At 66.9% G+C, this 24,092-nt stretch carries 21 protein-coding genes; 10 read left to right on the forward strand and 11 right to left on the reverse strand.

Annotation, left to right across the window (positions count from 1 at the left end):
- Window positions 1-79 precede the first annotated feature (79 nt).
- Entirely contained in the window at window positions 80-718 is a 639-nt protein-coding gene (locus tag AC0CH3_RS14390) for a YitT family protein (protein ID WP_465238013.1), read from the reverse strand.
- 334 nt (window positions 719-1,052) lie between these two features.
- Between AC0CH3_RS14390 and AC0CH3_RS14395 the strand changes: the two genes are divergently transcribed.
- Together AC0CH3_RS14395 and AC0CH3_RS14400 are read left to right on the forward strand one after the other, a co-directional pair.
- Window positions 1,053-1,814: an alpha/beta fold hydrolase gene (locus AC0CH3_RS14395; RefSeq protein ID WP_457326395.1), complete on the forward strand. Its 762-nt coding sequence runs from the start codon at window positions 1,053-1,055 to the stop codon at window positions 1,812-1,814.
- A gap of 162 nt (window positions 1,815-1,976) precedes the next feature.
- Complete coding sequence (locus AC0CH3_RS14400; protein WP_465238014.1) at window positions 1,977-3,809, forward strand: M2 family metallopeptidase; 1,833 nt, start codon at window positions 1,977-1,979, stop codon at window positions 3,807-3,809.
- 172 nt (window positions 3,810-3,981) lie between these two features.
- Here the strand turns inward: AC0CH3_RS14400 and AC0CH3_RS14405 are convergent, their stop codons facing one another.
- The 3 genes from AC0CH3_RS14405 to AC0CH3_RS14415 all read right to left on the reverse strand — a co-directional run bounded on the left by AC0CH3_RS14405 (window position 3,982) and on the right by AC0CH3_RS14415 (window position 6,568).
- Window positions 3,982-4,473: a hypothetical protein gene (locus AC0CH3_RS14405; RefSeq protein ID WP_354304188.1), complete on the reverse strand. Its 492-nt coding sequence runs from the start codon at window positions 4,471-4,473 to the stop codon at window positions 3,982-3,984.
- A gap of 77 nt (window positions 4,474-4,550) precedes the next feature.
- Window positions 4,551-6,002, reverse strand: a complete 1,452-nt coding sequence (locus tag AC0CH3_RS14410; RefSeq protein WP_354304186.1) for an AMP nucleosidase — start codon at window positions 6,000-6,002, stop codon at window positions 4,551-4,553.
- Between the two features lie 86 nt (window positions 6,003-6,088).
- Window positions 6,089-6,568: a peroxiredoxin gene (locus AC0CH3_RS14415; RefSeq protein WP_056024702.1), complete on the reverse strand. Its 480-nt coding sequence runs from the start codon at window positions 6,566-6,568 to the stop codon at window positions 6,089-6,091.
- Window positions 6,569-6,680: 112 nt separating this feature from the next.
- On the opposite strand from AC0CH3_RS14415, the gene AC0CH3_RS14420 reads away from it, so the two are divergent.
- Together AC0CH3_RS14420 and ahcY are read left to right on the forward strand one after the other, a co-directional pair.
- Window positions 6,681-7,241: a YqgE/AlgH family protein gene (locus tag AC0CH3_RS14420; RefSeq protein WP_056024705.1), complete on the forward strand. Its 561-nt coding sequence runs from the start codon at window positions 6,681-6,683 to the stop codon at window positions 7,239-7,241.
- Window positions 7,242-7,419: 178 nt separating this feature from the next.
- Window positions 7,420-8,853 carry an adenosylhomocysteinase gene (gene ahcY / locus AC0CH3_RS14425; protein WP_354304184.1) on the forward strand — a complete coding sequence of 478 codons (1,434 nt, stop codon included), beginning with the start codon at window positions 7,420-7,422 and terminating at the stop codon, window positions 8,851-8,853.
- A 111-nt stretch (window positions 8,854-8,964) separates the two neighbouring features.
- On the opposite strand, the gene AC0CH3_RS14430 is transcribed toward ahcY, so the two are convergent.
- Genes AC0CH3_RS14430 through AC0CH3_RS14440 form a run of 3 tightly spaced genes read right to left on the reverse strand, consistent with a single transcriptional unit; the run spans window position 8,965 to window position 12,640 of the window.
- Window positions 8,965-10,365, reverse strand: a complete 1,401-nt coding sequence (locus tag AC0CH3_RS14430) for a cell wall hydrolase (protein WP_354304182.1) — start codon at window positions 10,363-10,365, stop codon at window positions 8,965-8,967.
- Between the two features lie 5 nt (window positions 10,366-10,370).
- On the reverse strand, window positions 10,371-11,291 hold the full coding sequence (gene cysK / locus AC0CH3_RS14435; protein WP_056024711.1) for a cysteine synthase A: 921 nt from the start codon (window positions 11,289-11,291) through the stop codon (window positions 10,371-10,373).
- Window positions 11,288-12,640: an MFS transporter gene (locus AC0CH3_RS14440; protein ID WP_333996848.1), complete on the reverse strand. Its 1,353-nt coding sequence runs from the start codon at window positions 12,638-12,640 to the stop codon at window positions 11,288-11,290. The genes cysK and AC0CH3_RS14440 overlap by 4 nt, the downstream gene beginning before the upstream one ends.
- A 376-nt stretch (window positions 12,641-13,016) precedes the next feature.
- On the opposite strand from AC0CH3_RS14440, the gene pdhA reads away from it, so the two are divergent.
- Complete coding sequence (gene pdhA, locus AC0CH3_RS14445) at window positions 13,017-14,066, forward strand: pyruvate dehydrogenase (acetyl-transferring) E1 component subunit alpha (protein WP_056024717.1); 1,050 nt, start codon at window positions 13,017-13,019, stop codon at window positions 14,064-14,066.
- Window positions 14,066-15,490: a pyruvate dehydrogenase complex E1 component subunit beta gene (locus tag AC0CH3_RS14450; RefSeq protein WP_465238015.1), complete on the forward strand. Its 1,425-nt coding sequence runs from the start codon at window positions 14,066-14,068 to the stop codon at window positions 15,488-15,490. Before pdhA ends, AC0CH3_RS14450 begins: the two co-directional genes overlap by 1 nt.
- A gap of 75 nt (window positions 15,491-15,565) precedes the next feature.
- Here the strand turns inward: AC0CH3_RS14450 and AC0CH3_RS14455 are convergent, their stop codons facing one another.
- The 3 genes from AC0CH3_RS14455 to AC0CH3_RS14465 are packed head-to-tail and all read right to left on the reverse strand — an operon-like array spanning window position 15,566 to window position 18,506.
- Window positions 15,566-16,213 (reverse strand): TadE/TadG family type IV pilus assembly protein, encoded by a 648-nt coding sequence (locus tag AC0CH3_RS14455; RefSeq protein WP_354304176.1) that lies wholly within the window; start codon window positions 16,211-16,213, stop codon window positions 15,566-15,568.
- Window positions 16,210-16,836, reverse strand: a complete 627-nt coding sequence (locus AC0CH3_RS14460; RefSeq protein WP_354304174.1) for a TadE/TadG family type IV pilus assembly protein — start codon at window positions 16,834-16,836, stop codon at window positions 16,210-16,212. Before AC0CH3_RS14460 ends, AC0CH3_RS14455 begins: the two co-directional genes overlap by 4 nt.
- Entirely contained in the window at window positions 16,833-18,506 is a 1,674-nt protein-coding gene (locus AC0CH3_RS14465; RefSeq protein WP_354304172.1) for a TadE/TadG family type IV pilus assembly protein, read from the reverse strand. Before AC0CH3_RS14465 ends, AC0CH3_RS14460 begins: the two co-directional genes overlap by 4 nt.
- A 46-nt stretch (window positions 18,507-18,552) precedes the next feature.
- On the opposite strand from AC0CH3_RS14465, the gene AC0CH3_RS14470 reads away from it, so the two are divergent.
- Together AC0CH3_RS14470 and AC0CH3_RS14475 are read left to right on the forward strand one after the other, a co-directional pair.
- Window positions 18,553-19,251: a squalene/phytoene synthase family protein gene (locus AC0CH3_RS14470; RefSeq protein ID WP_354304170.1), complete on the forward strand. Its 699-nt coding sequence runs from the start codon at window positions 18,553-18,555 to the stop codon at window positions 19,249-19,251.
- A 76-nt stretch (window positions 19,252-19,327) separates the two neighbouring features.
- Window positions 19,328-19,801, forward strand: a complete 474-nt coding sequence (locus AC0CH3_RS14475; protein WP_354304168.1) for an EF-hand domain-containing protein — start codon at window positions 19,328-19,330, stop codon at window positions 19,799-19,801.
- On the opposite strand, the gene trmFO is transcribed toward AC0CH3_RS14475, so the two are convergent.
- Window positions 19,737-21,104, reverse strand: coding sequence for a methylenetetrahydrofolate--tRNA-(uracil(54)-C(5))-methyltransferase (FADH(2)-oxidizing) TrmFO (trmFO, locus tag AC0CH3_RS14480; RefSeq protein ID WP_465238022.1), 1,368 nt, complete (start codon window positions 21,102-21,104; stop codon window positions 19,737-19,739). The two genes, AC0CH3_RS14475 and trmFO, sit on opposite strands and share 65 nt — an antisense overlap.
- A gap of 58 nt (window positions 21,105-21,162) precedes the next feature.
- Here trmFO and AC0CH3_RS14485 point away from each other — a divergent pair, with 58 nt between their 5' ends.
- Both AC0CH3_RS14485 and AC0CH3_RS14490 read left to right on the forward strand, forming a co-directional pair.
- Complete coding sequence (locus tag AC0CH3_RS14485; protein WP_056024739.1) at window positions 21,163-21,594, forward strand: DUF488 domain-containing protein; 432 nt, start codon at window positions 21,163-21,165, stop codon at window positions 21,592-21,594.
- 69 nt (window positions 21,595-21,663) lie between these two features.
- A complete protein-coding gene (locus AC0CH3_RS14490; protein ID WP_354304166.1) occupies window positions 21,664-24,087 on the forward strand; it encodes a TonB-dependent receptor in 2,424 nt (807 codons plus the stop codon).
- The last annotated feature ends 5 nt before the right edge of the window (window positions 24,088-24,092 follow it).

A 24,092-nucleotide genomic window follows, 5' to 3' on the forward strand; every position in this document is an offset into this window, starting at 1 on the left:
GGACCCAGGGCCATAGATGTCGCCCTTGATACTCTGGGTCCCGGGTCGGGCCCGGGATGACGGAGAGGGTCGGCGGCGATTAGTGCCCGATATACCGTCCCGGCCGGTGCCAGGCGATCAGGATCAGGCTGATCGCCGCTGCGCTGAGTACCGACCAGACGAGCTGGCCCGTGCTGACGACGGGGATCGCCGCAGCGAGGATCACGACGTCGAGCGCGATCTGCGTGCGGCCCGCATTCCAGCCGCGCGTGCGCTGTAGCCAGAGCGTCACGACCCCGGTGCCGCCGACCCCGGCCTGATGTCGCGCGAGGACGAGGATGCCGAGCCCGATCACCGTGCCGCCGCCGACCGCGGCGAAGAACGGGTGCATCTGGTCGACGTGCATCGATCCGCCCGCAAAGGTCGAGAAGGCGGCGATCCCTGCATTCACCAGCATCGTCTTGATCGCGAAGCGGCGGCCCATCGCGTAATGCGCGAACAGGAAGAAGGGCAGGTTGATCAGCGTGAACAGCACGCCCGTCGGCAAGGGCACCAGGTAGGACAGGAGCAGCGCGATCCCGGCAACGCCCCCGGTGACGAGCCCCGCCGCCTTCAGGAAGACCAGCCCGATCACGAGCAGGATACAGCCGATGACGAGCGCATAGAAATCCTCCGCGATGCTGTGCGGGCGTCCCAAGGGAAGGGTGGCTATGGGGAGGGTGGCGGCAGATGGCGGCATTGCGGGTCCTTGGTCGGGCCCTTCGCGCATCCTCGGTGAATCGTCCGACGCGATCCTTGCGCCATAGCTAGAGAAGTTTGCGCGTCACACTACCCCTTTTTGTGATGGCGTGGTGCGGCGGGGCGATGCCGATGCGCGCCCGTCATCCTGACGAAAGTCAGGATCCAGGGTACCAGGCGCCGCGTTCGTGGCTCTGGGTCCTGACTTTCGTCAGGATGACGTGGGGGTGGGGCGCGGATATTCCTCGGAGCGCGTGTCTTCGTGGCGGTTGACAGCAAGGGGGCGTGTGTCGGACGGGGGCGGCGACATCCTACGACTACAGGGATCTGGATCCGTGGCACATTCCCCGACCGAGACGCAGTATTTCGAGAGCTTCGACGGCACGCGGATCGCGTGGCGCGAGGTCGGCGAGGGGCGGCCGGTGGTGCTGATCCACGGCTATTTCTCCGACGCGAAGACCAACTGGATCCGCTATGGCCACGCCGCCAAGATCGCGGCCAAGGGGTTCCGCGTGATCATGCCCGACCTGCGCGCGCACGGCGAGAGCGGCAAGCCGCACGGGCTGGAATTCTATCCCGCGGATGCGCTGACGCTCGACGGCCATGCGCTGGTGGATCATCTCGGGCTCACCGACTATGACCTTGGCGGCTATTCGCTCGGCGCGCGGACGACGTCGCGGATGCTCGCGACGGGCGCGACCCCCAGGCGCGTGATCTTTTCGGGGATGGGGCTCGCCGGGCTGACCGAGACGTCGCGGCGTGCAGGGCATTTCCGTAACATTCTCAGTAATCTCGGCAAGCATGTTCAGGGTACGCCTGAATGGCTGGCCGAGGCGTTTCTCAAGACCACGGGCGGTGATCCGGTCGCGCTGCTCGGGATTCTCGAGACATTCGCGGACACGCCGATCGAGGCGGTCAAGGCGATCGAGCAGCCGGCGCTGGTCGTCTGCGGCGCGGAGGACGCGGATAACGGGTCGGCGCCGGACCTCGCCGCGGTGCTGCCGCATGGCCGTTATGTCGCGACGCCGGGCGGGCATATGAGCGCGGTGGTGAAGCCCGAGCTTGGCCAGGCGATCGCGGATTTCCTTGCGGGCTAAGTTTCCGTCATCCTGACGAACGGCAGGACCCAGGGTTACGGGGGGCGGCACGGCTTGGCTCTGGATCCTGACTTTCGTCAGGATGACGAGTGGGTTGGCGGGTCGCGGGTTGACCATCTGGCGGCGGATCATCCATCAGGGCCTCACGATAAGGGGATGATGATGGTTCGGTTCAGCGTTTCAATGTTTGCTCTCGCCGGCGCGCTGTGCGCCGTGCCGTCGGTGGCGGGTGCCCAGGCCGCCGCTGCCGCGTCCAGCCCGACCGCCGCGCAGGCGGATGCGTTCGTCGCCGAGGCGGAGAAGGTCTTTGCCGCGCGGTCGGTCGACGCGTCGCGCGTGGCGTGGGTGAACGCGACCTACATCACCGACGATACCGATGCGCTGGCGGCGAAGTCGGGCGCGGAGATGACCGACCTCGGCGTCAAATATGCGCTGGGTGCGGCGAAATACGCCACTGTCCCGGGGCTGTCGGTCGACACCAAGCGCAAGCTCGACCTGCTCCGTGGGGGGCTGACGCTGCCCGCGCCGACGCGGCCGGGCGCATCGGACGAGCTGTCGATGCTGACGACGAAGATGTCGTCCTCCTACGGCAAGGGCATGGGGACGCTCGACGGCAAGCCGATCAACGGCTCGGACATCGAGGCGGCGATGGGCGAGAGCCGCGATCCCGCCAAGCTGCAGGAGATGTGGACGAGCTGGAACGACGCGGTCGGCGCACCGATGCGCGGCGACTATGCCAAGATGACCGCGATCTCGAACGAGGGCGCGCGCGAGCTGGGCTACAAGGATGTCGGCGCGCTCTGGCGGTCGGGCTACGACATGAGCCCCGAGCAGTTCGCCGCGCTGACCGACAAGATCTGGAAAGAGGTCGAGCCGCTCTACATGGCGCTGCACACCTATACGCGGTGGAAGCTCAACGAGAAATATGGCGACGCGGTCCAGTCGAAGACCGGCCCGATCCGCAGCGACCTGCTCGGCAACATGTGGGCGCAGGAATGGGGCAACATCTACGACATCGTCGCTCCCAAGGGCGCGGGCGATCTGGGCTTCGATACCGGCGAGCTGCTCAAGGCCAAGGGCTATGACGCGGTGAAGATGGTCAAGCAGGGCGAGGGGTTCTATTCGTCGCTCGGTTTCGCGCCGCTGCCCGAGACATTCTGGAAGCGGTCGCAGATCACCAAGCCCGCGGATCGCGACGTGATCTGTCACGCCTCGGCCTGGGATATCGACAATCTGGACGATATCCGGATCAAGATGTGCACCAAGGTGAATGCGGACGACTTCGTCACGATCCACCACGAGCTCGGCCACAATTACTATCAGCGCGCGTACAAGGCGCAGCCGATGCTGTACAAGAACGGCGCGAATGACGGGTTCCACGAGGCGATCGGTGACACCGTCGCGCTGTCGATCACGCCCGATTATCTCGTGAAGATCGGGTTGCTCGACCAGGCCAAGGTGCCGAGCGCGGACAAGGACATCGGCCTGTTGCTGCGTCAGGCGATGGACAAGGTCGCGTTCCTGCCGTTCGGGCTGCTGATCGACAAATGGCGCTGGGGCGTGTTCTCGGGGCAGATCCCGACGACCGGCTATCAGGCGGCGTGGGACCAGATGCGGCTGCAATATCAGGGGATCAAGCCGCCGGTCGCGCGCGACGAGACCAAGTTCGACGCGGGCGCGAAATACCATATCCCGGCGGCGGTGCCGTACACGCGCTATTTCCTCGCGCGCGTGCTGCAGTTCCAGTTCTACAAGGCGGCGTGCGACCAGTCGGGGTGGAAGGGACCGCTGCATCGCTGCTCGTTCTACGGCAACAAGGCGGTCGGCACGAAGCTGAACGCGATGCTGAGCATGGGGCAGTCCAAGCCATGGCCCGATGCGCTGCAGGTGTTCACCGGGAGCCGCGAGATGTCGGGCGCGGCGCTGGTCGAGTATTTCAAGCCGCTCAAGACGTGGCTCGACGTGCAGAACAAGGGCAAGCCTACGGGTTGGTGAGCGGTGGTCGCGGCCGGGCTTGCCGGATTCGTCGTCATTCCGTTGTCGTGACGGAGGGCGGCGGATCCGGACGTGCCCAAGGCGGCGTGCCTGGCTCTGGGTCCTGACTTGCGTGAGGATGACGGAGGGGGCGCCGGCCTTCGCTGCCGTGAGCGCGGGAGCGCTGGGGCGATTATTCGGGGATCGTGCCGGCGTCGGCGATGCCGGACTCGAACGATTTCGACGAATCGGTGCCGTCTGCCTGATGCGCGCCCTTGCCCTTGGCCTTCGGAGCCGGGGCGTCCTTCGGCGTGCTGCCGCGCAGCGTGAGGAGCGCGGCGGCCGCGCCGATCATCGCGACCCCGCCGGCGATCGCGGCCGCACCCCATTTGCCGCCGACCTTGTCGGTTGCGGTGGCGATCGGCGACTTCGCGATGGGCTTGCGTGCCGAAGATGGCCGCGGTGTGCTGCGCTTCGTCGAGCGCGGCTTTGGCGCGGGCTTGGCAGCGGGCTTGCGCGGCGTGGTACCCACGGGCTTTTCAGCGACGGGCTTGGCCGCGGTCGCGGGTTTCGGCGTCGCCTTGGGTGCCACCTTGCCGGCCGCCGGGGCCGCCGTCTTGCGGGGGGCACGGCGGCGCGTCACGGGCTTCTTGACGTCCGTATCGGGGGTATCGGTGTCAGCCACGGCTATGCTCCCTGAAAAAATGATTCCGGATGCGTAACGCATTGCGCACCGATCCGCTCCGTCGATGACGCCATGGCTCAGCGGAACGGGGGTTCGTCGAACGCGCGCAGCTTGCGGCTGTGGAGCTTGGCGCCCTCGAGCCGCAATTGTTCGCACGTCTCGATCCCGATCCGTAAATGCTCGCTGATCGCGCGTTCGTAGAAGCGGTTGGCCTGGCCGGGAAGCTTCAGTTCGCCGTGGAGCGGCTTGTCCGAGACGCAGAGCAGCGTGCCGTAGGGGACGCGGAAGCGATAGCCCTGCGCGGCGATCGTCGCCGATTCCATGTCGATGCCGACCGCGCGGCTGAGCGAGAACCGCAGCGCGGACTTCGAATAGCGCAATTCCCAGTTGCGATCGTCGGTGGTGACGATCGTGCCCGTGCGAAGACGACGCTTGAGATCCTCGCCCGACTGGCCCGACACGATCTCGGCGGCCTTCGCCATCGCGACCTGGACCTCGGCGATCGCGGGGACGGGGATCTCGGGCGGAAGGACGTCGTCGAGGACGTGGTCGTCGCGCAGATAGGCATGCGCGAGCACATAGTCGCCGATCCGCTGGCTGGGGCGCAGCCCGCCGCAATGCCCGATCATCAGCCACGCCTCGGGACGCAGCACCGCGAGATGGTCGCAGATCGTCTTGGCGTTGGATGGCCCGACGCCGATGTTGACGAGCGTGATGCCGGTGCGATCGTCCGCCATCAGGTGATAGGCGGGCATCTGGTGACGGCGCCATGCGCTGTCGGAGATGATCTTGTCGATGTCGTCGCCCGACGAGATCGTGATCCCGCCCGCGCCCGACAGGCTGGTGAAGCGGCTTGGCGTTCCATCCGGTTTCGGCCCGAGCTGCGTTCCCGCCCAGCGAACGAATTCATCGACATAGCGGTGATAGTTCGTGAACAATACGAAGCGCTGCGCATGCTCGGCGGGCGTGCCCATATAGTGGCGCAGCCGCGCGAGGCTGAAATCGGTGCGAAGCCCGTCGAACAGCGCGAGCGGGCGGATATCGTCCTGCGCGACCCAGAGGCCGTCGGCGATCTCGTCGCCGATATGCGCGAGCTCGGTGGCGGGGAAGAAGCGGGCGAGCTCGGTCGCGGACACCTCGTCGAGGCTGAGCGCGTGGCCGGGATCGATGACATAGGGGAAGGGGATTTCCTGCCGCCCCTCGACCGCCTCGACGTCGACGTCGTAATCCTCGATCAGCAAAGTGAGCTGTTCGGTCAGATAATCGGCGAAGATCGCGGGCTTGGTGACGCTGATCCGGTATTCGCCGGGGCTCACCATCCGCCCGAACGAGCGCAGCGGCGTGGGGCGGTCGACGCCACCCTTGTAGATCAGGCGGATCTCGGGATAGGCGAACGCGCCGTCGCTGCGGCTGGCCGGATCGGGCACGGTGCCGTCGGCGATATACGCGCTCATGGCGGACTGAAGACGCGCGACGGAGGCGCGGTAGAGGCGGTCGAGTTCTGCGACCAGATCGGATGCGATTGTCATCGCGCAGTGTTACGCGGGGCAGGTTACGGAGGCAAGACGTCGGGCGACGCCAAATCCTCCCCCTCGCGGGGGAGGATCGAAACGGATCAGATCTCGCTGAGCAGGTGTTCGGCGGAGCTGACCTTGAACTCGCCCGGGGCCTCGACGTTGAGCTGTTCGACGACGCCGTCGTTGACGATCATCGAATAACGCTGGCTGCGCGTGCCCATGCCGAAGCCCGAGCCGTCCATCGTCAGGCCGATCGCCTTGGCGAAGTCGCCATTGCCGTCGGCGAGCAACGTGATGTCGCCGGCGCCCGCGGACTTGCCCCATGCGTCCATCACGAACGCGTCATTGACCGAGGTGCAGGCGATCTCGTCGACGCCCTTGGCCTTCAGCGCGGCTTCCTTCTCGACGAAGCCCGGCAGATGCTTGGCCGAGCAGGTCGGCGTGAACGCGCCGGGAACGGCGAACAGCGCGACCTTGCGGCCTGCGAAGAAGCTCTCGGACTCGATCTGATCGGGGCCATCGGCCGTGGCCTTGACGAATTTGGTGTTGGGAAGGCGGTCGCCGACGCTGATCGTCATGGATAATCTCCTGGATGTCGCGAGAAGGTCTCGGAGCGGACCCGTACCTCGGATGGCGGCATGGCGATTTCAAGCGTGGCGGCTGGGGGTCCGCGTCGCTATGTGACAAAGCATGGACAAGACGGCCTTTCTTTCCGGACAATTCCTGCTGGCGATGCCCGGCATGAGCGACCCGCGGTTCGCGCGCGCGGTCATCGCGATGTGCAGCCACGATGCGACGGGTGCGATCGGGATCGGGCTGGGGGCGACGATCGACGGCCTGGGCTTCCACGATTTGCTCGAGCAGTTCGAGATCGCGCCGGGCGACGCGCCGAACGCACCGGTGCATTTCGGCGGACCGGTCGAGCCGCGGCGGGGCTTTGTCGTGCATTCACGCGACTGGGGCGGGCAGGATACGATCGACGTCGCCGGGCTGTGGGCGTTGTCGGGTACGGTCGACGTGCTGCGCGCGATCGCCGAGGGCAAGGGGCCGTCGCAGTGGGTGGTCGCGCTGGGCTATGCGGGCTGGGACGGCGGGCAGATCGAGGGCGAACTGTCCCGCCCCGGCTGGTTCAACGTCGCAGGCGATACCGACCTGCTGTTCGAGACCGCAGCGAAGGACCGCTGGACGAGCGCGTTCGCCAAGGCGGGGGTCGATCCGCGGCTGCTGGTGGCGGAGACGGGGCGGGCCTGACCGGATCCTTCTCCTTGGCGGGGGAGGAAAGTTTGGGTGCTTTAGGACCGTCGTCGGGGTTTCGTGCGTCATATAAAGATATCTTTATATTTGATTTGGCGCGTTCGATCCTTTATGCGGCGGCGCATCCGGCACGGGCATGAGGCTCGCCGATCAAAGATTTCCAGGAGACATCCTCGTGGCCACCACGCTCGCGCCCCAGAAGACGGACGGCAAGACCGATTACGTCGTCGCCGACCTCAGCCTCGCCGATTTCGGCCGCGCCGAGATCAACATCGCCGAAACCGAAATGCCGGGCCTGATGGCGCTCCGCGAGGAATTCGGCGCAGCGCAGCCGCTCAAGGGCGCGCGCATCACCGGTTCGCTGCACATGACGATCCAGACCGCGGTGCTGATCGAGACGCTGACCGCGCTCGGCGCCGACGTCCGCTGGGCAACGTGCAACATCTTCTCGACGCAGGATCATGCCGCGGCCGCGATCGCCGCAACGGGCGTGCCGGTGTTCGCGATCAAGGGCGAGACGCTCGCGGATTATTGGAACTATGTCGGCGACATCTTCTCGTGGGATCGCGACGTCGAAGGCCAGACCGCGAACATCATCCTCGATGACGGCGGCGACGCGACGATGTTCGCGCTCTGGGGCGCCAAGCTCGAAGCCGGCCACACGATGCCCGAGCCCGAGAACGAGGAAGAGGTCGAGATGCAGCGTGCGCTGAAAGCGTATGTCGCAAAGAACCCCGGCTACCTCACCGAGACCGTCAAGAACCTGAAGGGCGTCTCGGAAGAGACAACGACGGGCGTGCACCGCCTGTACGAGATCGCCAAGAAGGGCGAGCTGCCGTTCCCCGCGATCAACGTCAACGACTCGGTCACCAAGTCGAAGTTCGACAATCTGTACGGCTGCAAGGAATCGCTGGTCGACGCGATCCGTCGCGCGACCGACGTCATGCTCGCGGGCAAGGTCGCCTGCGTCGCCGGTTTCGGTGACGTCGGCAAGGGTTCGGCCCAGTCGCTCCGCAACGGCGGCGCGCGCGTGATGGTGACCGAAGTCGATCCGATCTGCGCACTGCAGGCGGCGATGGAGGGCTTCGAGGTCGTGACGATGGAAGAGGCCGTGAAGCGCGCGGACATCTTCTGCACCGCGACCGGCAACGCCGACGTCATCACCGCCGATCACATGAAGGCGATGAAGCCGATGTCGATCGTCTGCAACATCGGGCACTTCGACTCCGAGATCCAGATCGCCGCGCTGTCGAACTATGACTGGACCGAAGTGAAGCCCGGCACCGACCTGGTGAAGTTCCCGGACGGCAAGCAGATCATCATCCTCGCAAAGGGTCGCCTCGTGAACCTGGGTTGCGCGACTGGTCACCCGTCGTTCGTGATGTCGGCCTCGTTCACCAACCAGACGCTCGCACAGATCGAGCTCTGGACGAAGGGCGAGAACTACAAGAACGAAGTGTACGTCCTGCCGAAGCATCTCGACGAGAAGGTCGCAGCGCTGCACCTCGAAAAGCTCGGCGTGAAGCTGTCGAAGCTGTCGGACAAGCAGGCCGGTTATATCGGCGTGCCCGTCGAAGGCCCGTTCAAGCCGGATCACTACCGCTACTGATCGCCCACGCGATCGACCGCGCTACGGGGCCGCGTCTACCGGGAGGTGGACGCGGCCTTTGTCGTTTTGGGGCAAGTGATACCGACCAGATCCTGCCGGGTTCGCAGGTGGTTAGGACGCGGTCTTCGGATCCGGTTTGACGGTCGGCGACGGCGCCGACGACGCGGCGGCAGTGCCCGGCTTGCGACGGACGCCATCGAGGTCGCGGGGCGGTACGGCCGCGGGGGATGGCGGGTCGCCCGCGACGGGGACCGCACGCAGCGTCTGCTGAGTCCGCATGCACTGCGACAGATCGGTCCGGCGGACCTGCTGGCAGTTCCACAGCGACTTCTCGTAACTGTTCGCCCGGTCACGCATATAGCTGAACGTCATCGCCGACGTCTGCGCGGGGGTGAGCGGCAGGCTGGTCGCGGCCTTGGTGCGGTCCGCCCATGCCATGTAGCGGCAGAAGGCGCGGTCGCCACAGGCCTCGACCGCAACGGTCTGGAAACTCGCCGACAGCGTGCCCGGCGGGAAGACGACGAGCAGCGTGTCGCGGTCGGCGGCGGGGGTCGGCGCTGCCGAAGCGGCCGCGACGTCCGGACCGGCGCCCGCGGTGTCGCCCTCGAAGACGAAGCCCATCGCCGCCGACGCCTCGGCGAGGGCTGCGTCGGCCTGCTCGAGCGCGGCGCCGGTGCGGTGCGCGTCGGAGATTTGCGCGAGCTGCGTGATCACGGGTTCGCTGCCCTCGGGTTGGCGGCGGAACGCGGGGGGCGTGCCCCACCAGCCCGACCAGCGGAAGAACAGGTGCGACTTCACCGCGACGATCTTGTCGAGGCTCGACTGCCAATAGGGGACGACCCAGTCGGTATGGTAATGCGTGGCATAGCCGACCGGGCGATACACCGATCCCGCGAGCGCGGCGGCAGCGACCTCGCGCGCCCGCCGCCATGCGTCGTCGCTCGGCGACCACCGCCGCAGCGCGCCGTCGCAGCTGAAACTGAACTGGCAGCCGGTCTCGCGCGCCTCGCCCTCGAAGACGACGCCGCAGACGGTCTTGGGGAAGGCGGGGTGCCGCAACCGGTTGAGCACGACCTGCGCCACCGCGCGTTCGCCGAGCGTGTCGTCGCCCGCCTCGTAGAGAATGCCCGCCGCCATGCAGTCGGTCGCGCGCGCGCGATCCGCGGTCCCGCCGGCAAAGCGGAATGGCCGCGCGGCGGGGTTGGGGTCGGTCGAGAAGGGGACGCTCGCGTTGAACGCGCGCGCATCCTCGGGCGCGAGATCGACGAACTTGACGGGTTCAACCTGTGGCAGCTCCGCCTGCGGCACCACGCGGGGGCGGGGGATGACCGGCACCCCCCGCTTGCGGACGGCGGGCGGGTCCGACACGACCAGCGACGGTACCGCGATCGCCGCCGCGGCGATCGCCAGTACCGACACGCGGACCAGCGTCGACCGGCGCGTGCCGGTCCCGGTGGTCTCTTCGCCGGGCGCGTCCGGTAGGGCGCCGGCGTCGCCACGCGCGTCGATCATCGTCTTCACTGCTCCGGAAGGAAGTCCGGCACCGACAGATAGCGCTCGCCGGTGTCGTAGTTGAAGCCCAGCACGCGGACGTCGTCGGGCAGGTCGGGCAGCTTCTGCAGGATCGCCGCAAGCGTCGCGCCCGAGCTGATCCCGACCAATATGCCTTCCTCGCTCGCCGAGCGACGCGCCATATCCTTGGCGACCGCGGCATCGACCTCGATCACGCCGTCGATCGCCTGGGTGTGGAGATTGGCGGGGATGAAGCCTGCGCCGATGCCCTGGATCGGATGCGGCCCGGGCTGGCCGCCCGCGATCACGGGCGACGCGGCGGGTTCGACCGCATAGACCTTGAGCGATGGCCATTCGGCCTTGAGCGCCTGTGCGACGCCGGTGATGTGACCGCCCGTACCGACCCCGGTGATGATCACGTCGATCGGAGAATCGCGGAAGTCGTTGAGGATTTCCTGTGCCGTCGTACGGACATGCACGTCGATGTTCGCAGGATTTTCGAACTGTTGCGGCATCCACGCGCCGGGCGTCTGCGCGACGAGTTCGCGCGCACGCTCGATCGCGCCCTTCATCCCCTTTTCACGCGGGGTGAGATCGAAGGTCGCACCATAAGCGAGCATCAGGCGGCGGCGTTCGAGGCTCATGCTCTCGGGCATGACGAGCACGAGCTTATAGCCCTTGACCGCGGCGACCATCGCGAGACCGACGCCGGTGTTGCCGCTGGTCGGTTCGATGATCGTCCCGCCGGGCTTCAGGCGACCATCCGCCTCTGCCGCCTCGATCATCGCGAGCGCGATCCGGTCCTTGATCGAGCCGCCGGGGTTCGAGCGTTCGGACTTCACCCAGACCTCGGAGTCGGGGAACAGCTTCGACAGGCGGATGTGCGGCGTGTTGCCGATCGTGTCGAGGATCGTGTGGGCCTTCATGGCTTGGCTTCTCCGTGCTGGGGTTCGGTCTCTAGTATCTCTGGCGGATCAAAGGTCTTGGCGCGTCCGAGTTCCGGGAACAGGCGCGCCCAGCCGATCGTGACGGCAATAGCACCGACGCCCCCGAACACCACTGCACCGACCGGGCCGAGCATCGCCGCCATCACGCCGCTCTCGAACTCGCCGAGCTCGTTCGATGCCGAGATCGTCAGCTGCGACACCGCGCTGACCCGGCCGCGCATGACGTCGGGGGTGTGAAGCTGGATCAGTGACTGGCGGACATAGACCGAGATCATGTCGGCACCGCCCGCGACGATCAGCGCGACGAGGCTGAGCAGGAAGGCGGGGTGGACGGGGATGCCGGCGATCGTGCCGGGCGCGATGCCGAGCAGGTCGACGATCGGGGTGGCGACGCCGAAGGTCAGGATCGCGAGGCCGAACACGACGACCGCGATCAGCATCTTCACGCCGACATTGCTGCTCATCGGCCGGAACGAGAACCAGATCGCGGTGACGGCGGCGCCGATCCCCATTCCCGCCGCGAGCACGCCGAGACCCTGCGACCCGACATGGAGGATGTCGCGCGCATAGACGGGCAGCAGCGAGGTGGCGCCCGCCAGCAGCACCGCGAACAGGTCGAGCGTGATCGTCGCGAGCACGAGCCGGTTGCGGCGGACATAGGTGAAGCCCTCGATGATCCGCGCCAGCGGGCGGTGATCGGTCTGCGCGGCGGGCTGTGCTACCGGGCCGATCAGGAACATGAAGACGAGCGCGACGAGGAACAGCAACGTCGCGACGCCGTAGGCGACCTCGGGATGGATCGCGTAGAGCAGTCCGCCGACGCTCGGCCCGGCGATCGTGCCGACCTGCCACGCGATCGAGCTGACCGCGATCGCGGTCGGCAGGACCGCGCGGGGGACCAGATTGGGGGCGAGCGCGGAATAGGCCGGGCCCGAGAACGCACGCGCGACGCCGAACGCGACCGCCGCGGTGAACAGCGCGCCGAGCGTCAGATGGCCCGACCAGGTCAGCAGCCAGAGCGTCGCCGCGGTCAGCACGAGCAGCCCCGTGGTGCCGCGCACGATCCAGCGACGGTCGAAGCTGTCCGCGACGAGCCCGGTGATCGGGGTCAGCAGGAACAGCGGGACGAACTGCGCAAAGCCGATCATCCCGAGCATGAACGCGGCCTGGCGGATGTCCATCGTTTCGCGCGCGAGATTGTAGACCTGCCACCCGATGACGATCGACATCGCGCTGACCGCGATCGTGCCGGTGAAGCGGGACAGCCAATAGGCGCGGAAATTGGCGATCCGGAAGGGATGCTGATGCGGGTCGATCGTCGGGTCCATCGTCCCGGGCTTTAGGGGGAAGCGCGCGCGAAGGGCAACCGGAGCTTTGCTTGGGGCGGGGATAGGGCGGGGGCGGCTCCGCTTCTATTGGTCGCTGTCGTCATGCTCCGTCATCCTGACGAAAGTCAGGATCCAGAGTTACAGGCGCTGCCCTGCGTTACTCTGGATCCTGACTTTCGTCAGGATGACGGGGGGAGGAAGGGGTCCCCCCGACTAGCGGCGGCAAAGCATGCGGCAGGGGACCCGTTGCGCGCGACGAGCCGCGGGGGTTCGGAGCCGCACAGAACCGCATACCCCAGACGGGAATTGATGTTCGGCCCCGTCCGCGCCTATAGGCTCCATCAACTCCCCTACGGAAAACGAGGTTTCCCACATCGTGGCCAAAGCCCCCCCAGCACGCGCAATCGCCGAACCGCCGATCACCAACCGCGAACGACCGGCCGAACCCAAGCCGTACGAGCCCAGCAAGGACGAACTGCTCGCCTTCTACAAGCAGATGCTGCTGATCCGCCGTTTCGAGGAAAAGGCGGGGCAGCTCTATGGCCTCGGCCTGATCGGCGGGTTCTGCCATCTGTACATCGGCCAGGAAGCGGTCGCGGTCGGGCTGCAGTCCGCGCTCAACGGCGACACCGATTCGGTGATCACCGGCTATCGCGACCACGGCCACATGCTCGCCTACGGGATCGACCCCAAGGTGATCATGGCCGAGCTGACCGGGCGTGGCTCGGGCATCTCGAAGGGCAAGGGCGGGTCGATGCACATGTTCTCGACCGAGCATAAATTCTATGGCGGCCACGGCATCGTCGGCGCGCAGGTGTCGCTGGGCACCGGCCTCGCGTTCAAGCACAAATATTCCGACGATGGCGGCGTCTGCATGGCCTATTTCGGCGACGGTGCGGCGAACCAGGGCCAGGTCTACGAGAGCTTCAACATGGCCGAGCTGTGGAAGCTCCCGATCATCTTCGTGATCGAGAACAACCAGTACGCCATGGGCACGAGCGTCAATCGCGCCTCGGCCGAGGACCAGCTCTATCGCCGCGGCGAATCGTTCCGCATCCCCGGCATCCAGGTCGACGGCATGGACGTGCTGGCGTGCCGCGGGGCCGCCGAGGAAGCGCTGGCGTGGGTCCGCGCGGGCAAGGGCCCGGTCATCCTCGAGATGAAGACCTATCGCTATCGCGGGCACTCGATGTCCGATCCGGCGAAGTATCGCACGCGTGACGAGGTCCAGGCGGTCCGCGACAAGTCCGACCCGATCGACCACGTCAAGAAGCTGCTCGACGCGCAGGGCGTGACCGAGGCGGACCTGAAGTCCATCGAACAAGAGATCAGGAAGACCGTGAACGAAGCCGCCGATTTCGCCGAACAGACGCCCGAGCCGGATGCCGCCGACCTGTACACCGACGTTCTGGTGGAGTCGTACTGATGGCGATCGAGATCAAGATGCCCGCGCTCTCGCCGACGATGGAAGAGGGTACGCTCGCCAAATGGCTCGTCAAGGAAGGCGATAGCGTCAAGTCCGGCGACATCATGGCCGAGATCGAGACCGACAAGGCGACGATGGAGTTCGAGGCGGTCGACGAAGGCACGATCGGCAAGATCATGGTCGCCGAGGGTACCGACAATGTGAAGGTCGGCACCGTCATCGCGACGCTGCTCGAAGAGGGCGAGAGCGCCGATTCCGCGCCGACCGAGGCACGCGCGGGCGAGGCCGCGAACGCCGCGCCGAAGGAAACGCCGTCGGACGACAAGGCGCCGCCGGTTCCCGAGGGTGCCTCGCCTGCCAAGGCCGAGAGCGGCACGCAGCAGCTCGTCGCGTCGGCGGAGAAGGTCGGCAAGACCGATCCGGCGATCCCGGAGGGTACCGAGATGGTCAAGACGACCGTCCGCGAGGCGCTGCGCGATGCGATGGCCGAGGAAATGCGCGAGGACGACCGCGTCTTCGTGATGGGCGAGGAAGTCGCGCAATATCAGGGCGCGTACAAGGTGACGCAGGGTCTGCTCGACGAGTTCGGCGAGCGTCGCGTGATCGACACGCCGATCACCGAATATGGCTTTGCCGGCATCGGCGCGGGCGCGGCGATGGGCGGTCTGCGCCCGATCGTCGAGTTCATGACCTTCAACTTCGCGTTGCAGGCGATCGACCACATCATCAACTCGGCGGCCAAGACCAACTACATGTCGGGCGGCCAGATGCGCTGCCCGATCGTGTTCCGCGGTCCCAACGGCGCGGCGTCGCGCGTCGGTGCACAGCATTCGCACAACTTCGCGGCCTGGTATGCGAGCGTCCCCGGCCTGATCGTGATCGCGCCCTATGACGCGGCGGATGCCAAGGGTCTGCTCAAGGCGGCGATCCGTACCGAGGATCCGGTCGTGTTCCTCGAGAACGAGCTGATGTACGGCCGCAGCTTCGACGTGCCCAAGCTCGACAACCACGTCCTGCCGATCGGCAAGGCGCGGACCGTGCGCGAGGGCAAGGACGTCACGATCGTCAGCTATTCGATCGGCGTGGGCATCAGCCTCGAAGCCGCCGAAAAGCTCGCCGAGGAAGGCATCGACGCGGAGGTCATCGACCTGCGCACGCTGCGGCCGCTCGATACCGAGACGGTGCTGAAAAGCCTCACCAAGACCAACCGCATGATCATCGTCGAGGAAAACTGGGCGACCTGCTCGATCGCGTCGGAGATCGTGTCGGTGGTGATGGAGCATGGCTTCGACGACCTCGATGCGCCCGTGCTCCGCGTGACCAACGAGGCCGTGCCGATGCCCTATGCGGCGAACCTCGAGAAGCTGATGCTGGTCGACGTCGCCAAGGTCGTCGCTGCGGCGAAGAAGGTGACGTACAAGTAATCGTGCCTGACTCGGGCACGCCGTTTCGGCGGCGTGCCCGGACTGCCGGGCGGCGATGCCCGGAACGTCACCGCGTCAGGCGGTGAAGGTCGAGCAGGATGACGCGGTGCCGGTCGACTGGACGTCGTTGACCTTGCGCTCGCGGACCATCATGCCAGTGACCGACCGCAGCGTGCGTGCGCCGAGAAAGCTGTTCGAGATGAGCGGCTGGTAGCGATAGACGACCTCGACGAAGATGACCTCGTCATTGGGGCCCGCGGCGATCTTGCGATCCGCCGGGCCGATCCCCGCCACCCCGAGCGATGTTCCCGCGAGGCCATAGGACGAGGTGGCGGTCATCGCGCCCGTGCAGCGCTGCCAGCGGATCTTCTGGTCGGTCACCTTGCCAGCGGCATCGACGATCGGCTGGACGCTCGAGACGATCACCCGCCCGTTCGCGGCGAAGTTGAGCGTCGCGCCCGTCGTCTTGATCCCGTCGAGCGATTCGGTGATGTCGGCCTCGCTGATGCCGATCCGGATGCGCGCGATCTGATCGGTCGTCAGCGTCGCGATGTCCCCGATCTTCTGTGTCGCATAGGCGAGGTTGACGGTTTCCATCCCCACCATCGTCAACGCGATGAAGATCGGCATCGACAGCGCGAATTCGAGCATCGCGACGCCCGACCGGTTGCGTGCGAGCGCGCGAAGGCCGGCACGCAGCGACGAAGCGGGTGCGGGCGTCACGACTTGCACCGGATCGTGGGCGAGGCCTGCGCCTCGAACGGCTGGCGGCGGACGACCGTGGTCGCCTGCGTCGAGGCGCGCGCGGTGCCGCCGATGAAGCGGTGCACGGGCAACAGGCGATCATAGCTCACGGTGACGGTGTATTTGACGATGTCGTCGGCGCCGCCGATGCCGTCCGCACCCGCGGTGACGATGTTGCGCACGCCATTATTGTCGACATCCTCCCAGCAGTCCGACTTGTCGGGGACGCCATTGCCATCGGTATCGACCGGCCCGTCGAGGATGCCGTTGTTGTTGAGGTCCTGCGTCAGGCGTTCCAGCGTTCCGAAGCTGTTGTAGCGATTGACGCTGCCGCGGACGATATCGATCGTCGCCGCGGGCGCGACACGCCTGATCTGCGTGCGCAATTCGGTCTCGCTCGTGCTGGCATCGGCGTTCTGCAGCGTGACCGCCCGCGTCAGCGTCTCGAGCGCGCCGAGCGTGACCGAGCGGACATAGGCCTGATAGCCGACCTCCATCGTCCCCATGATGATCACGCACAGCGGCACGAGCAGGAGCGCGAACTCGGGCAGCGTCGCGGCACGCCGGTCGGCGGCGAGGCGCAGCGTCGTCCGGGCGATCATTTCGACAGTCTCAGCGAACCGATATTCTCGCCAATGTCCTGAAACGCCTTGTTGAGCGCAGCACTGTCGGCGGCGCGATAGCCATAGCCGGCGCCCGACGAGCAGGCCTCGAGATCCGCCGACAGCGTCGATCCGTTGCCGAACGAGATCGCATAGATCTGCGCTTCCATGTTCTTGATCGCCGCGCAGGTCATCAGCAGGCGCTTGCTGTGATTGTCGTCGGACGTGTCGCGGTCGCCATTGTTGGTGATCCGCCGCCAGAAATATTCCTGCGCATAGGCGCCGTAGCCCAGATTGCCCGTGTCCATCTCGCCGTCGGTCATGAGGATGACGTACCGCTTCACCGGGAACCCGTTGTAGAATTCCGGGTTTTCCGTGCCCCAGAGGCCGGTGCGCGACAGGAACCGCGCCGCCCAGAGCATCCCGATGTCGAGATAGGTGCCGCCATTGGCAACGAACCCGTTGTTGAAGGCGAAGTAATTGTTGAAATCGCTCCCCGTCATCGCGCCCAGTTCGCGCATCGGTTTGGGGCAGGCGTACTGCGCAACGCCGGTGGCGTTGGGATCCGCCATCGTCCAGCGCCGTTCCGGGCTGGTCGGTGTTTCGTCGAACTTCAGGTCATACGCGTTGGCGGGGATATTGCCGGGAATCTGGTAGCTCGAGGTCGCGGTAATGAGGTTGCTCGTAGCGCGCTCCTCGACGCAGCCGTCCCATGTCTTGCTGATCCAGTCGGCGTCATGCGAAGTGGTAGCGGGCGCATAGGCGCAGCTGCTGCTGTAGGCGTTGCAGCGTGAATAGCGATAGGATCCGCTGCTGTTGAACCAGCTGGGATTGCGCGAATACAAGGTCGTTCCCGCAGCGCCGGTACTGAACCCGGGATTGGTCATCTGCGAAAAGGGGACGATCGCCCAGCGAATCCGCTTGCGCGAGCTTGAGGATGCCGCCGCGAACTGATTCTCGATGATCGCCATCTGGGCTTGCAGCGATTTCAGCGCGTCCCTCAGGCCCTGCATGCGCGAGATGTTCGTGGTACCGCTTCGCTCCTCGCCGACATAGCTCACGTTCTTGCCGTTGACGGGCAGCGTGTAGCCGGATTCATTGTTGGCATAGGTGCTGCACGTCGCCGCGGTCCGCGACGGCGCGCACGCCATCGAGCCCGTCGTGTCGAGCACGAGGACGATGTCGATATTGGCGTAGTCGTCGCGCGCGCTGCACGTCACCGAGACCGGGATCGTCGCCGTGCCGAACAGCCGCATGATCGCTGTGTTCATCGTCGTCGACAGGGTCAGGTTGATCGTGTCGGTGGAACTCGTCAGCGTCGGCGTGACCGGGAACGCGGTCGTGTCCAGCGAGCGCTGCGGGAAGTTGAAATTGACGTAGCTGGTGACCTGATCCGTCACCGGGGTCGTCAGCGAGCCGCCCGCGCCCATCGTCCGCCGCCCGGCAAGAACCCCCGCGTCGCAGGCCTGCTGGAGCCGCGTGCGGACGAGATAGGCGCGGCTGAGATCAAGGCCCGCGCCGACGAACGCGGTCATCGGCAGGATCGCGGCGGCGACGATCGCCAGGACGTTGCCACGCGTGTCGCGCGCGAGCGAACCCAGGAAACCTCGTGCGGACGATGATGCTCTAGTCTTGCGCAATCGCATGGCGGGCCAACGTAAGGGGGGCATTCGCCCGTGCCTTACGCCGGGAGTTCATAAGCGGAGCACAAGCGATATGGTTAACGGGCGCGGCGATGATGGTGCCGGGGAGGGACATGGCGTCCCGACGCTCGCCGAGCGCGAACATGGTCTGGCGATCGGCTACGCGCCTTCGGCCGTACGGCCCAGGCTCGAGGCGCTGTTCGCGCTCGATACGACGCTGGGGGCGATCCTGAAGACGACGCGCGAGCCGATGGTGGGGCAGATGCGGCTGACCTGGTGGTATGAGGCGCTGGTGAGGCTGGACAGCGCGCCGCCGCCCGCCGAGCCGGTCCTCCAGGCGCTTGCGGCGCATGTCGTGCCGCGCGTGTCCGGGGCTGCGCTCGCCGCGATCGCCGAGGGCTGGGAGGCGCTGCTCGAGACGCCGCTCGAGGACGATGCGGTCGAGCGGTTTGCGCAGGGGCGCGGCGGGTTGGTGTTCGCGGCGGCAGCGAAGCTTTCGGACGTCGAGGACGCGCGGATCGCGCTCGCTGGGCAGGGCTGGGCGCTGGCGGATCTGGCGCTGCGGCTGTCGGACGACGCGCGGGCGGCGGCGGTCGCGACGCGCGCGCGTGAGCGGCTGGACCGCGCGCTGACGGGACGCTGGCCACGCCGCGCGCGGGCACTGGGGGCGCTCGCGCTGCTCGCGCGGGCGGACGTCGATCCGGCGCGCCGGCCGGCGGGGAGTCCGGCGCGGGTCGGGCGGCTGCTGCTGCACCGATTGGTCGGATACTGACCGATCGGATTGGGCGCGGCGGTGGGAGGCGCTAGCGTGGCGACCGGGGCGATGTCCGCCTGCGGGGAGAGCGGCGATGTGGCGATACCTGACGGGTGGGGCGGCGCTGATCGCGTTCGCCGGCGCGGCGGTCCTCTTCCTGGGAGGGAAGGCGCCATCGGCCGCGGTGCTGAAGCCGCAGCCCGCGGGCCGGGTCGCGGGGGGCGCGGGCATGGCGCCGGGCGCATTACCCGATGCCGCGCCCGAGGCGACGGAGCTGACGCGCGAGCAGAAGCGCTTCGACCGCTACGACAAGGACCGCGACGGCGCGGTGACGCGCGACGAATATCTCGTCGCGCGCCGCAAGACCTATGCGAAGCTCGACGTTGACGGCGACGGGCGGCTGTCGTTCGACGAATGGGCGCTCAAGGCGACGACGAAGTTCGCCGCCGCGGACAAGGACCGGTCGGGCGCGATGACCCCGCCCGAATTCGCCGCCACCGCGTTCAAGCGGAAGCCGTCGTCTCGGGCTGCCTGTCCGCCGGTTCCGGCGCCGTCGGAGGAGAGTTGAGCCACGCCGCCAGCGCCGCGCGGCCCCGGTCGGTGTACATGCGCTTGCGACCGGTCTTCTTCGTCCGGCCGGGGATCGGCGGGAAGAGGCCGAAATTGACGTTCATCGGCTGATAGGTTTCGGCCTCCGCGCCGCCGGTGATGTGCCCGAGCAGCGCGCCGAGCGCGGTCGCGAAGGGCGGCGGCGTCAGCGTCTGGCCGGTCAGCTCGGCCGCGGCGAACCGCCCGGCGAGCAACCCGATGCCACAGCTCTCGATATACCCCTCGCAGCCCGTGATCTGGCCTGCGAAGCGGATGTTGGGGCGCGATTTCAGGCGCAACGTCTGGTCGAGCAGTTCGGGCGACCGGATGAAGGTGTTGCGGTGGAGGCCGCCGAGCCGCGCGAATTCGGCGTTTTCGAGCCCCGGGATCGTGCGGAACAGCCGGACCTGGTCGGCGTGCTTGAGCTTGGTCTGGAAGCCGACGATGTTCCACAGCGTGCCCTGCGCATTGTCCTGGCGGAGCTGGACCACGGCGTAGGGCCAGCGGCCCGTCTTGGGATTGTCGAGACCGACGGGCTTCATCGGACCATAGCGCAATGTGTCGACGCCGCGCTCGGCCATGACCTCGATCGGCATGCAGCCGTCGAAATAGGGGGTGTCCTTCTCCCAGTCCTTGAACGGGGTCTTCTCGCCATCGACCAGACCCCGGTGGAAGGCGAGATACTGGTCCTTGTCCATCGGACAGTTGATGTAATCCTTGCCCTCTCCCTTGTCCCAGCGCGAGGCGAACCACGCGGTGTCCATGTCGATCGAATCGCGGTGGACGATCGGTGCGAGCGCGTCGAAAAAGGCAAGCGCCTCGCGGCCGGTCTCGGCCCCGATCCCGGCGGCGAGCGAGGCGGCGGTCAGCGGGCCGGTGGCGACGATCGTCGGGCCGTCGGGCAGCGCGTCGATCCGTTCGCGGACCAGCGTGATGTTCGGGTGCTGGTCGATCGCCTCGGTCACGCTGTTCGAGAAATTGTCGCGGTCGACCGCGAGCGCGGAGCCTGCGGGGACGCGGTGCAGATCCGCCTGCCGCATGATCAGCGAGCCGAGCGTGCGCAGTTCCTGGTGGAGCAGGCCGACCGCGTTGCTTTCGGCGTCGTCCGAGCGGAAGCTGTTGGAGCATACCAGTTCGGCTAGGCCGTCGGTCTGGTGCGCGGGCGTCGCTTCGCCGCTGCCGCGCATTTCGGACAGGCGCACCTTGAGGCCGGCTTCAGCGAGCTGCCAGGCGGCCTCGGATCCGGCAAGGCCGCCGCCGATAACGTGAATGTCGTGGGTCATCCCCGTCAGATAGCGCCGGACGCTTGCCGTGTCAGGTCCGCAATCCCATTTCGACGGCATGAAAATCTTCACGATCGGGTACGAAGCCACGACGATGCCGGACTTTATCGGAACGCTTGCCGCGGCGGGGGTCGAGCGCGTCATCGACGTCCGCGCGCTGCCGCTGTCGCGCCGGCCGGGGTTTTCGAAGACATCGCTCGCCGCGTCGCTCGGCGAGGCGGGGATCGGCTATGTCCACCTCAAGGCGCTGGGCACGCCCAAGGCCGGGCGCGACGCCGCGAAGAAGGGCGACGTCGCGACGCTGACCGCGGTGTACGAAGCGCAGCTCGAGCTGCCCGAGGCGCAGGCGCAGGCGGCGATCATGCTCGGGCTGGCGGCGGAGAAGCCAAGCGCGCTGCTCTGCTACGAACGCGATCCGTGTCACTGTCACCGCACGCTGCTGCTCGACGCGGTGGGCGATGGCGCGGAGGTGGTCGACCTTTTCACCTGATGTGATGCGCCATGCTATTGACTCTGATAATCAGTCGCAATAGCGAGGAGCCCGTAAAGGGGTTCCATCATGTCCAACATTTTGTCACGGCCGGTCACGGCCGGTCGCTTCCTCGCGCTCTCCTGCGTCGGGTTTCTCGCCAGCGCGCCGGGGCATGCGGCGGACGCGCCACGGACCCGGCCGGTCGATGCCGATACGCCGCAGGTCGGTGATATCCTCGTCAAGGGTCAGCGACCGACCGACGACGAACCCAAGCGCGTCGCGCCGTTGCTCGATACGCCGCGATCGATCCTCGTCCTGCCGAGCGAGATCATCGAGCAGACCGGGTCGAACAGTCTCCAGGATGCCCTTCGCACCGTGCCGGGGATCACCTTCGGCGCGGCGGAGGGGGGCAATCCGGTCGGCGACCGGCCGTTCATCCGCGGCTTCGACAGCCAGGGGAGCCTCTATCTGGATGGCGTCCGCGACCTGGGCGCGCAGAGCCGCGAGGTCTTCGCGGTCGACAATGTCCAGATCGTCCGCGGGTCGGACTCGACGCTGGGCGGGCGGGGATCGGCAGGCGGCTCGATCAACGTCGTGTCGAAACTGCCGCAGCTCGACACGTTCGTGCGCGCAAGCGCGAGCTATGGCGAGGCGTCGTACAAGCGGACGACCGCGGACGTGAACGTCAAGGTCGCGGACTCGGTCGCGGTGCGGATCGCGGGACTGTGGCACGATCAGGACATTGCGGGTCGCGACGCGCTCTACGCGCGGCGCTGGGGCGTCGCGCCGAGCGTGACGATCGGGCTCGGCACGCCGACCCGGCTGACCGCGAGCTATTATTATCTCGAAAGCCACGACCTTCCCGACAGCGGGATCCCGTATCTGAACACGCTCGCCAATGCGCCGGGAACGGGAACGGGAACGATCCGGGTCCGTCCCGCGATCGGCACGGTCACGCTCGCCGACGGCAGCACGGGGCGGGTCGATCGCGCGACCTTCTACGGTCTGGCGAACCGCGATTTTCGTGACACGACCAACCATCAGGCGATGCTGCGGGTCGAGCATGACTTCGGTGCGCTGACGCTGCGCAACACGTCGCGGTTCAGCGACAGCGTCCAGCGCTATATCTACACGCAGCCCGATGACAGTCAGGGCAACGTGTTTGCGACCGGCCGCGTCTGGCGGCGCGCGAACACGCGGGACAGCCATTACGAGAGCATCGTCAACCAGACCGACCTGTACGGCGTGTTCCATACGGGCGGGATCGAGCACAGCATCTCGGTCGGCGCCGAACTGTCGGCAGAACGCGCGCGACGTGGCACGTTGCTGGTCACGACAGACCCGCGGTGCACCGCCGAGGGGGTGGCGCGGTACAATTGCACCAGCCTGTTCGCGCCCAACCCCTATGACACCTGGGTCAATTCGGTGAGCGGCACCGACGCGACGGCGACGCCGATCGTCCCGAGCGCGCAGACGACGCGCGTTCAGAACAGTGCGACGAGCAAGGGGGTCTATGCGTACGACTCGATCACGCTGATGCCGCAGCTCGTCCTCAATCTCGGCGCGCGGTACGATCACTTCCGCTCGGTCGCGATCGCGGCGGGCGCGACGCAGGTCCGCGTGACGCGTGCGGACGATCTGTTCAACTGGCAGGCGGGGCTCGTCTTCAAGCCGACCCCGGAGACCAGCGTGTATGCGAGCTATGCGACGGCGGCGACACCGCCCAACAGCCTGCTCGGCGAGGGGCGCGAGGACAATGCGATACCCGCCAGCGCAACCGGCGCGAACGCGGCGCTGCTCGACAGCCTGAAACCGCAGAAGACCAAAAGTTACGAGGTCGGCGCGAAGGCGAACGTGCTTGGCGAGCGGCTCGCGCTGAGCGTTGCGGCGTTCCAGACCGAGATCAGCAACGCGCGCGTGACGGGCGACGACGCCACCGTCGCCTTTGTCGGCGAGACGCGGATCCGCGGCATCGAGCTGTCGGCGACGGGGACGATCGTGCCGGGCTGGACGGTGTTCGGCGGCTACAGCTATCTCGATCCCGAGATCGTCGATGGCGGCTTCACCGCGCTGACCGCGCCCGCGGTCGGGGCGCAGCCGGCCCGGATCGTCGCGGTACCCTCGGTCAATACCGGGCGCCAGCTGCAGCAGACCGCGAAGAACAGTTTCACCGCGACGACCAACGTCACGCTGTTCAAGCGGCTCCAGCTCGGCGGCACCGCGATCTACATGGACAACGTCATCGGCGGCTATCAGGACAATCGCACCGCGACCCAGACCGCCGCGGGGGTGGTCACGGTCAACCCGGCGACCAAGCTGATCGTGCGCGACGTGCCGAGCTATTGGCGGTTCGATGCGCGCGCGAGCTTCGCGCTGACGCCGAGCATCGAACTCGCGGTCAATGCGCAGAACCTGACCGACAAGACCTATTTCAACCAGGTATTCACGACGCATTATGCGGGGATCGCGCCGGGGCGGACGATCTTCGGCACGATCAACCTGAAGTTCTGAGGAGA

The organism is Sphingomonas sp. AC449 (genome assembly GCF_979253475.1).

Coding starts and splice junctions, on each gene's coding strand:
- AC0CH3_RS14390 (WP_465238013.1), bottom strand. CDS start 718: ATGCCGCCATCTGCCGCCACCCTCCCCATAGCCACCCTTCCCTTGGGA.
- AC0CH3_RS14400 (WP_465238014.1), top strand. CDS start 1,977: ATGGTTCGGTTCAGCGTTTCAATGTTTGCTCTCGCCGGCGCGCTGTGC.
- AC0CH3_RS14410 (WP_354304186.1), bottom strand. CDS start 6,002: ATGACAATCGCATCCGATCTGGTCGCAGAACTCGACCGCCTCTACCGC.
- AC0CH3_RS14415 (WP_056024702.1), bottom strand. CDS start 6,568: ATGACGATCAGCGTCGGCGACCGCCTTCCCAACACCAAATTCGTCAAG.
- AC0CH3_RS14420 (WP_056024705.1), top strand. CDS start 6,681: ATGGACAAGACGGCCTTTCTTTCCGGACAATTCCTGCTGGCGATGCCC.
- AC0CH3_RS14430 (WP_354304182.1), bottom strand. CDS start 10,365: ATGATCGACGCGCGTGGCGACGCCGGCGCCCTACCGGACGCGCCCGGC.
- cysK (WP_056024711.1), bottom strand. CDS start 11,291: ATGAAGGCCCACACGATCCTCGACACGATCGGCAACACGCCGCACATC.
- AC0CH3_RS14440 (WP_333996848.1), bottom strand. CDS start 12,640: ATGGACCCGACGATCGACCCGCATCAGCATCCCTTCCGGATCGCCAAT.
- AC0CH3_RS14450 (WP_465238015.1), top strand. CDS start 14,066: ATGGCGATCGAGATCAAGATGCCCGCGCTCTCGCCGACGATGGAAGAG.
- AC0CH3_RS14460 (WP_354304174.1), bottom strand. CDS start 16,836: ATGATCGCCCGGACGACGCTGCGCCTCGCCGCCGACCGGCGTGCCGCG.
- AC0CH3_RS14465 (WP_354304172.1), bottom strand. CDS start 18,506: ATGCCCCCCTTACGTTGGCCCGCCATGCGATTGCGCAAGACTAGAGCA.
- AC0CH3_RS14470 (WP_354304170.1), top strand. CDS start 18,553: ATGGTTAACGGGCGCGGCGATGATGGTGCCGGGGAGGGACATGGCGTC.
- AC0CH3_RS14475 (WP_354304168.1), top strand. CDS start 19,328: ATGTGGCGATACCTGACGGGTGGGGCGGCGCTGATCGCGTTCGCCGGC.
- trmFO (WP_465238022.1), bottom strand. CDS start 21,104: ATGACCCACGACATTCACGTTATCGGCGGCGGCCTTGCCGGATCCGAG.
- AC0CH3_RS14485 (WP_056024739.1), top strand. CDS start 21,163: ATGAAAATCTTCACGATCGGGTACGAAGCCACGACGATGCCGGACTTT.
- AC0CH3_RS14490 (WP_354304166.1), top strand. CDS start 21,664: ATGTCCAACATTTTGTCACGGCCGGTCACGGCCGGTCGCTTCCTCGCG.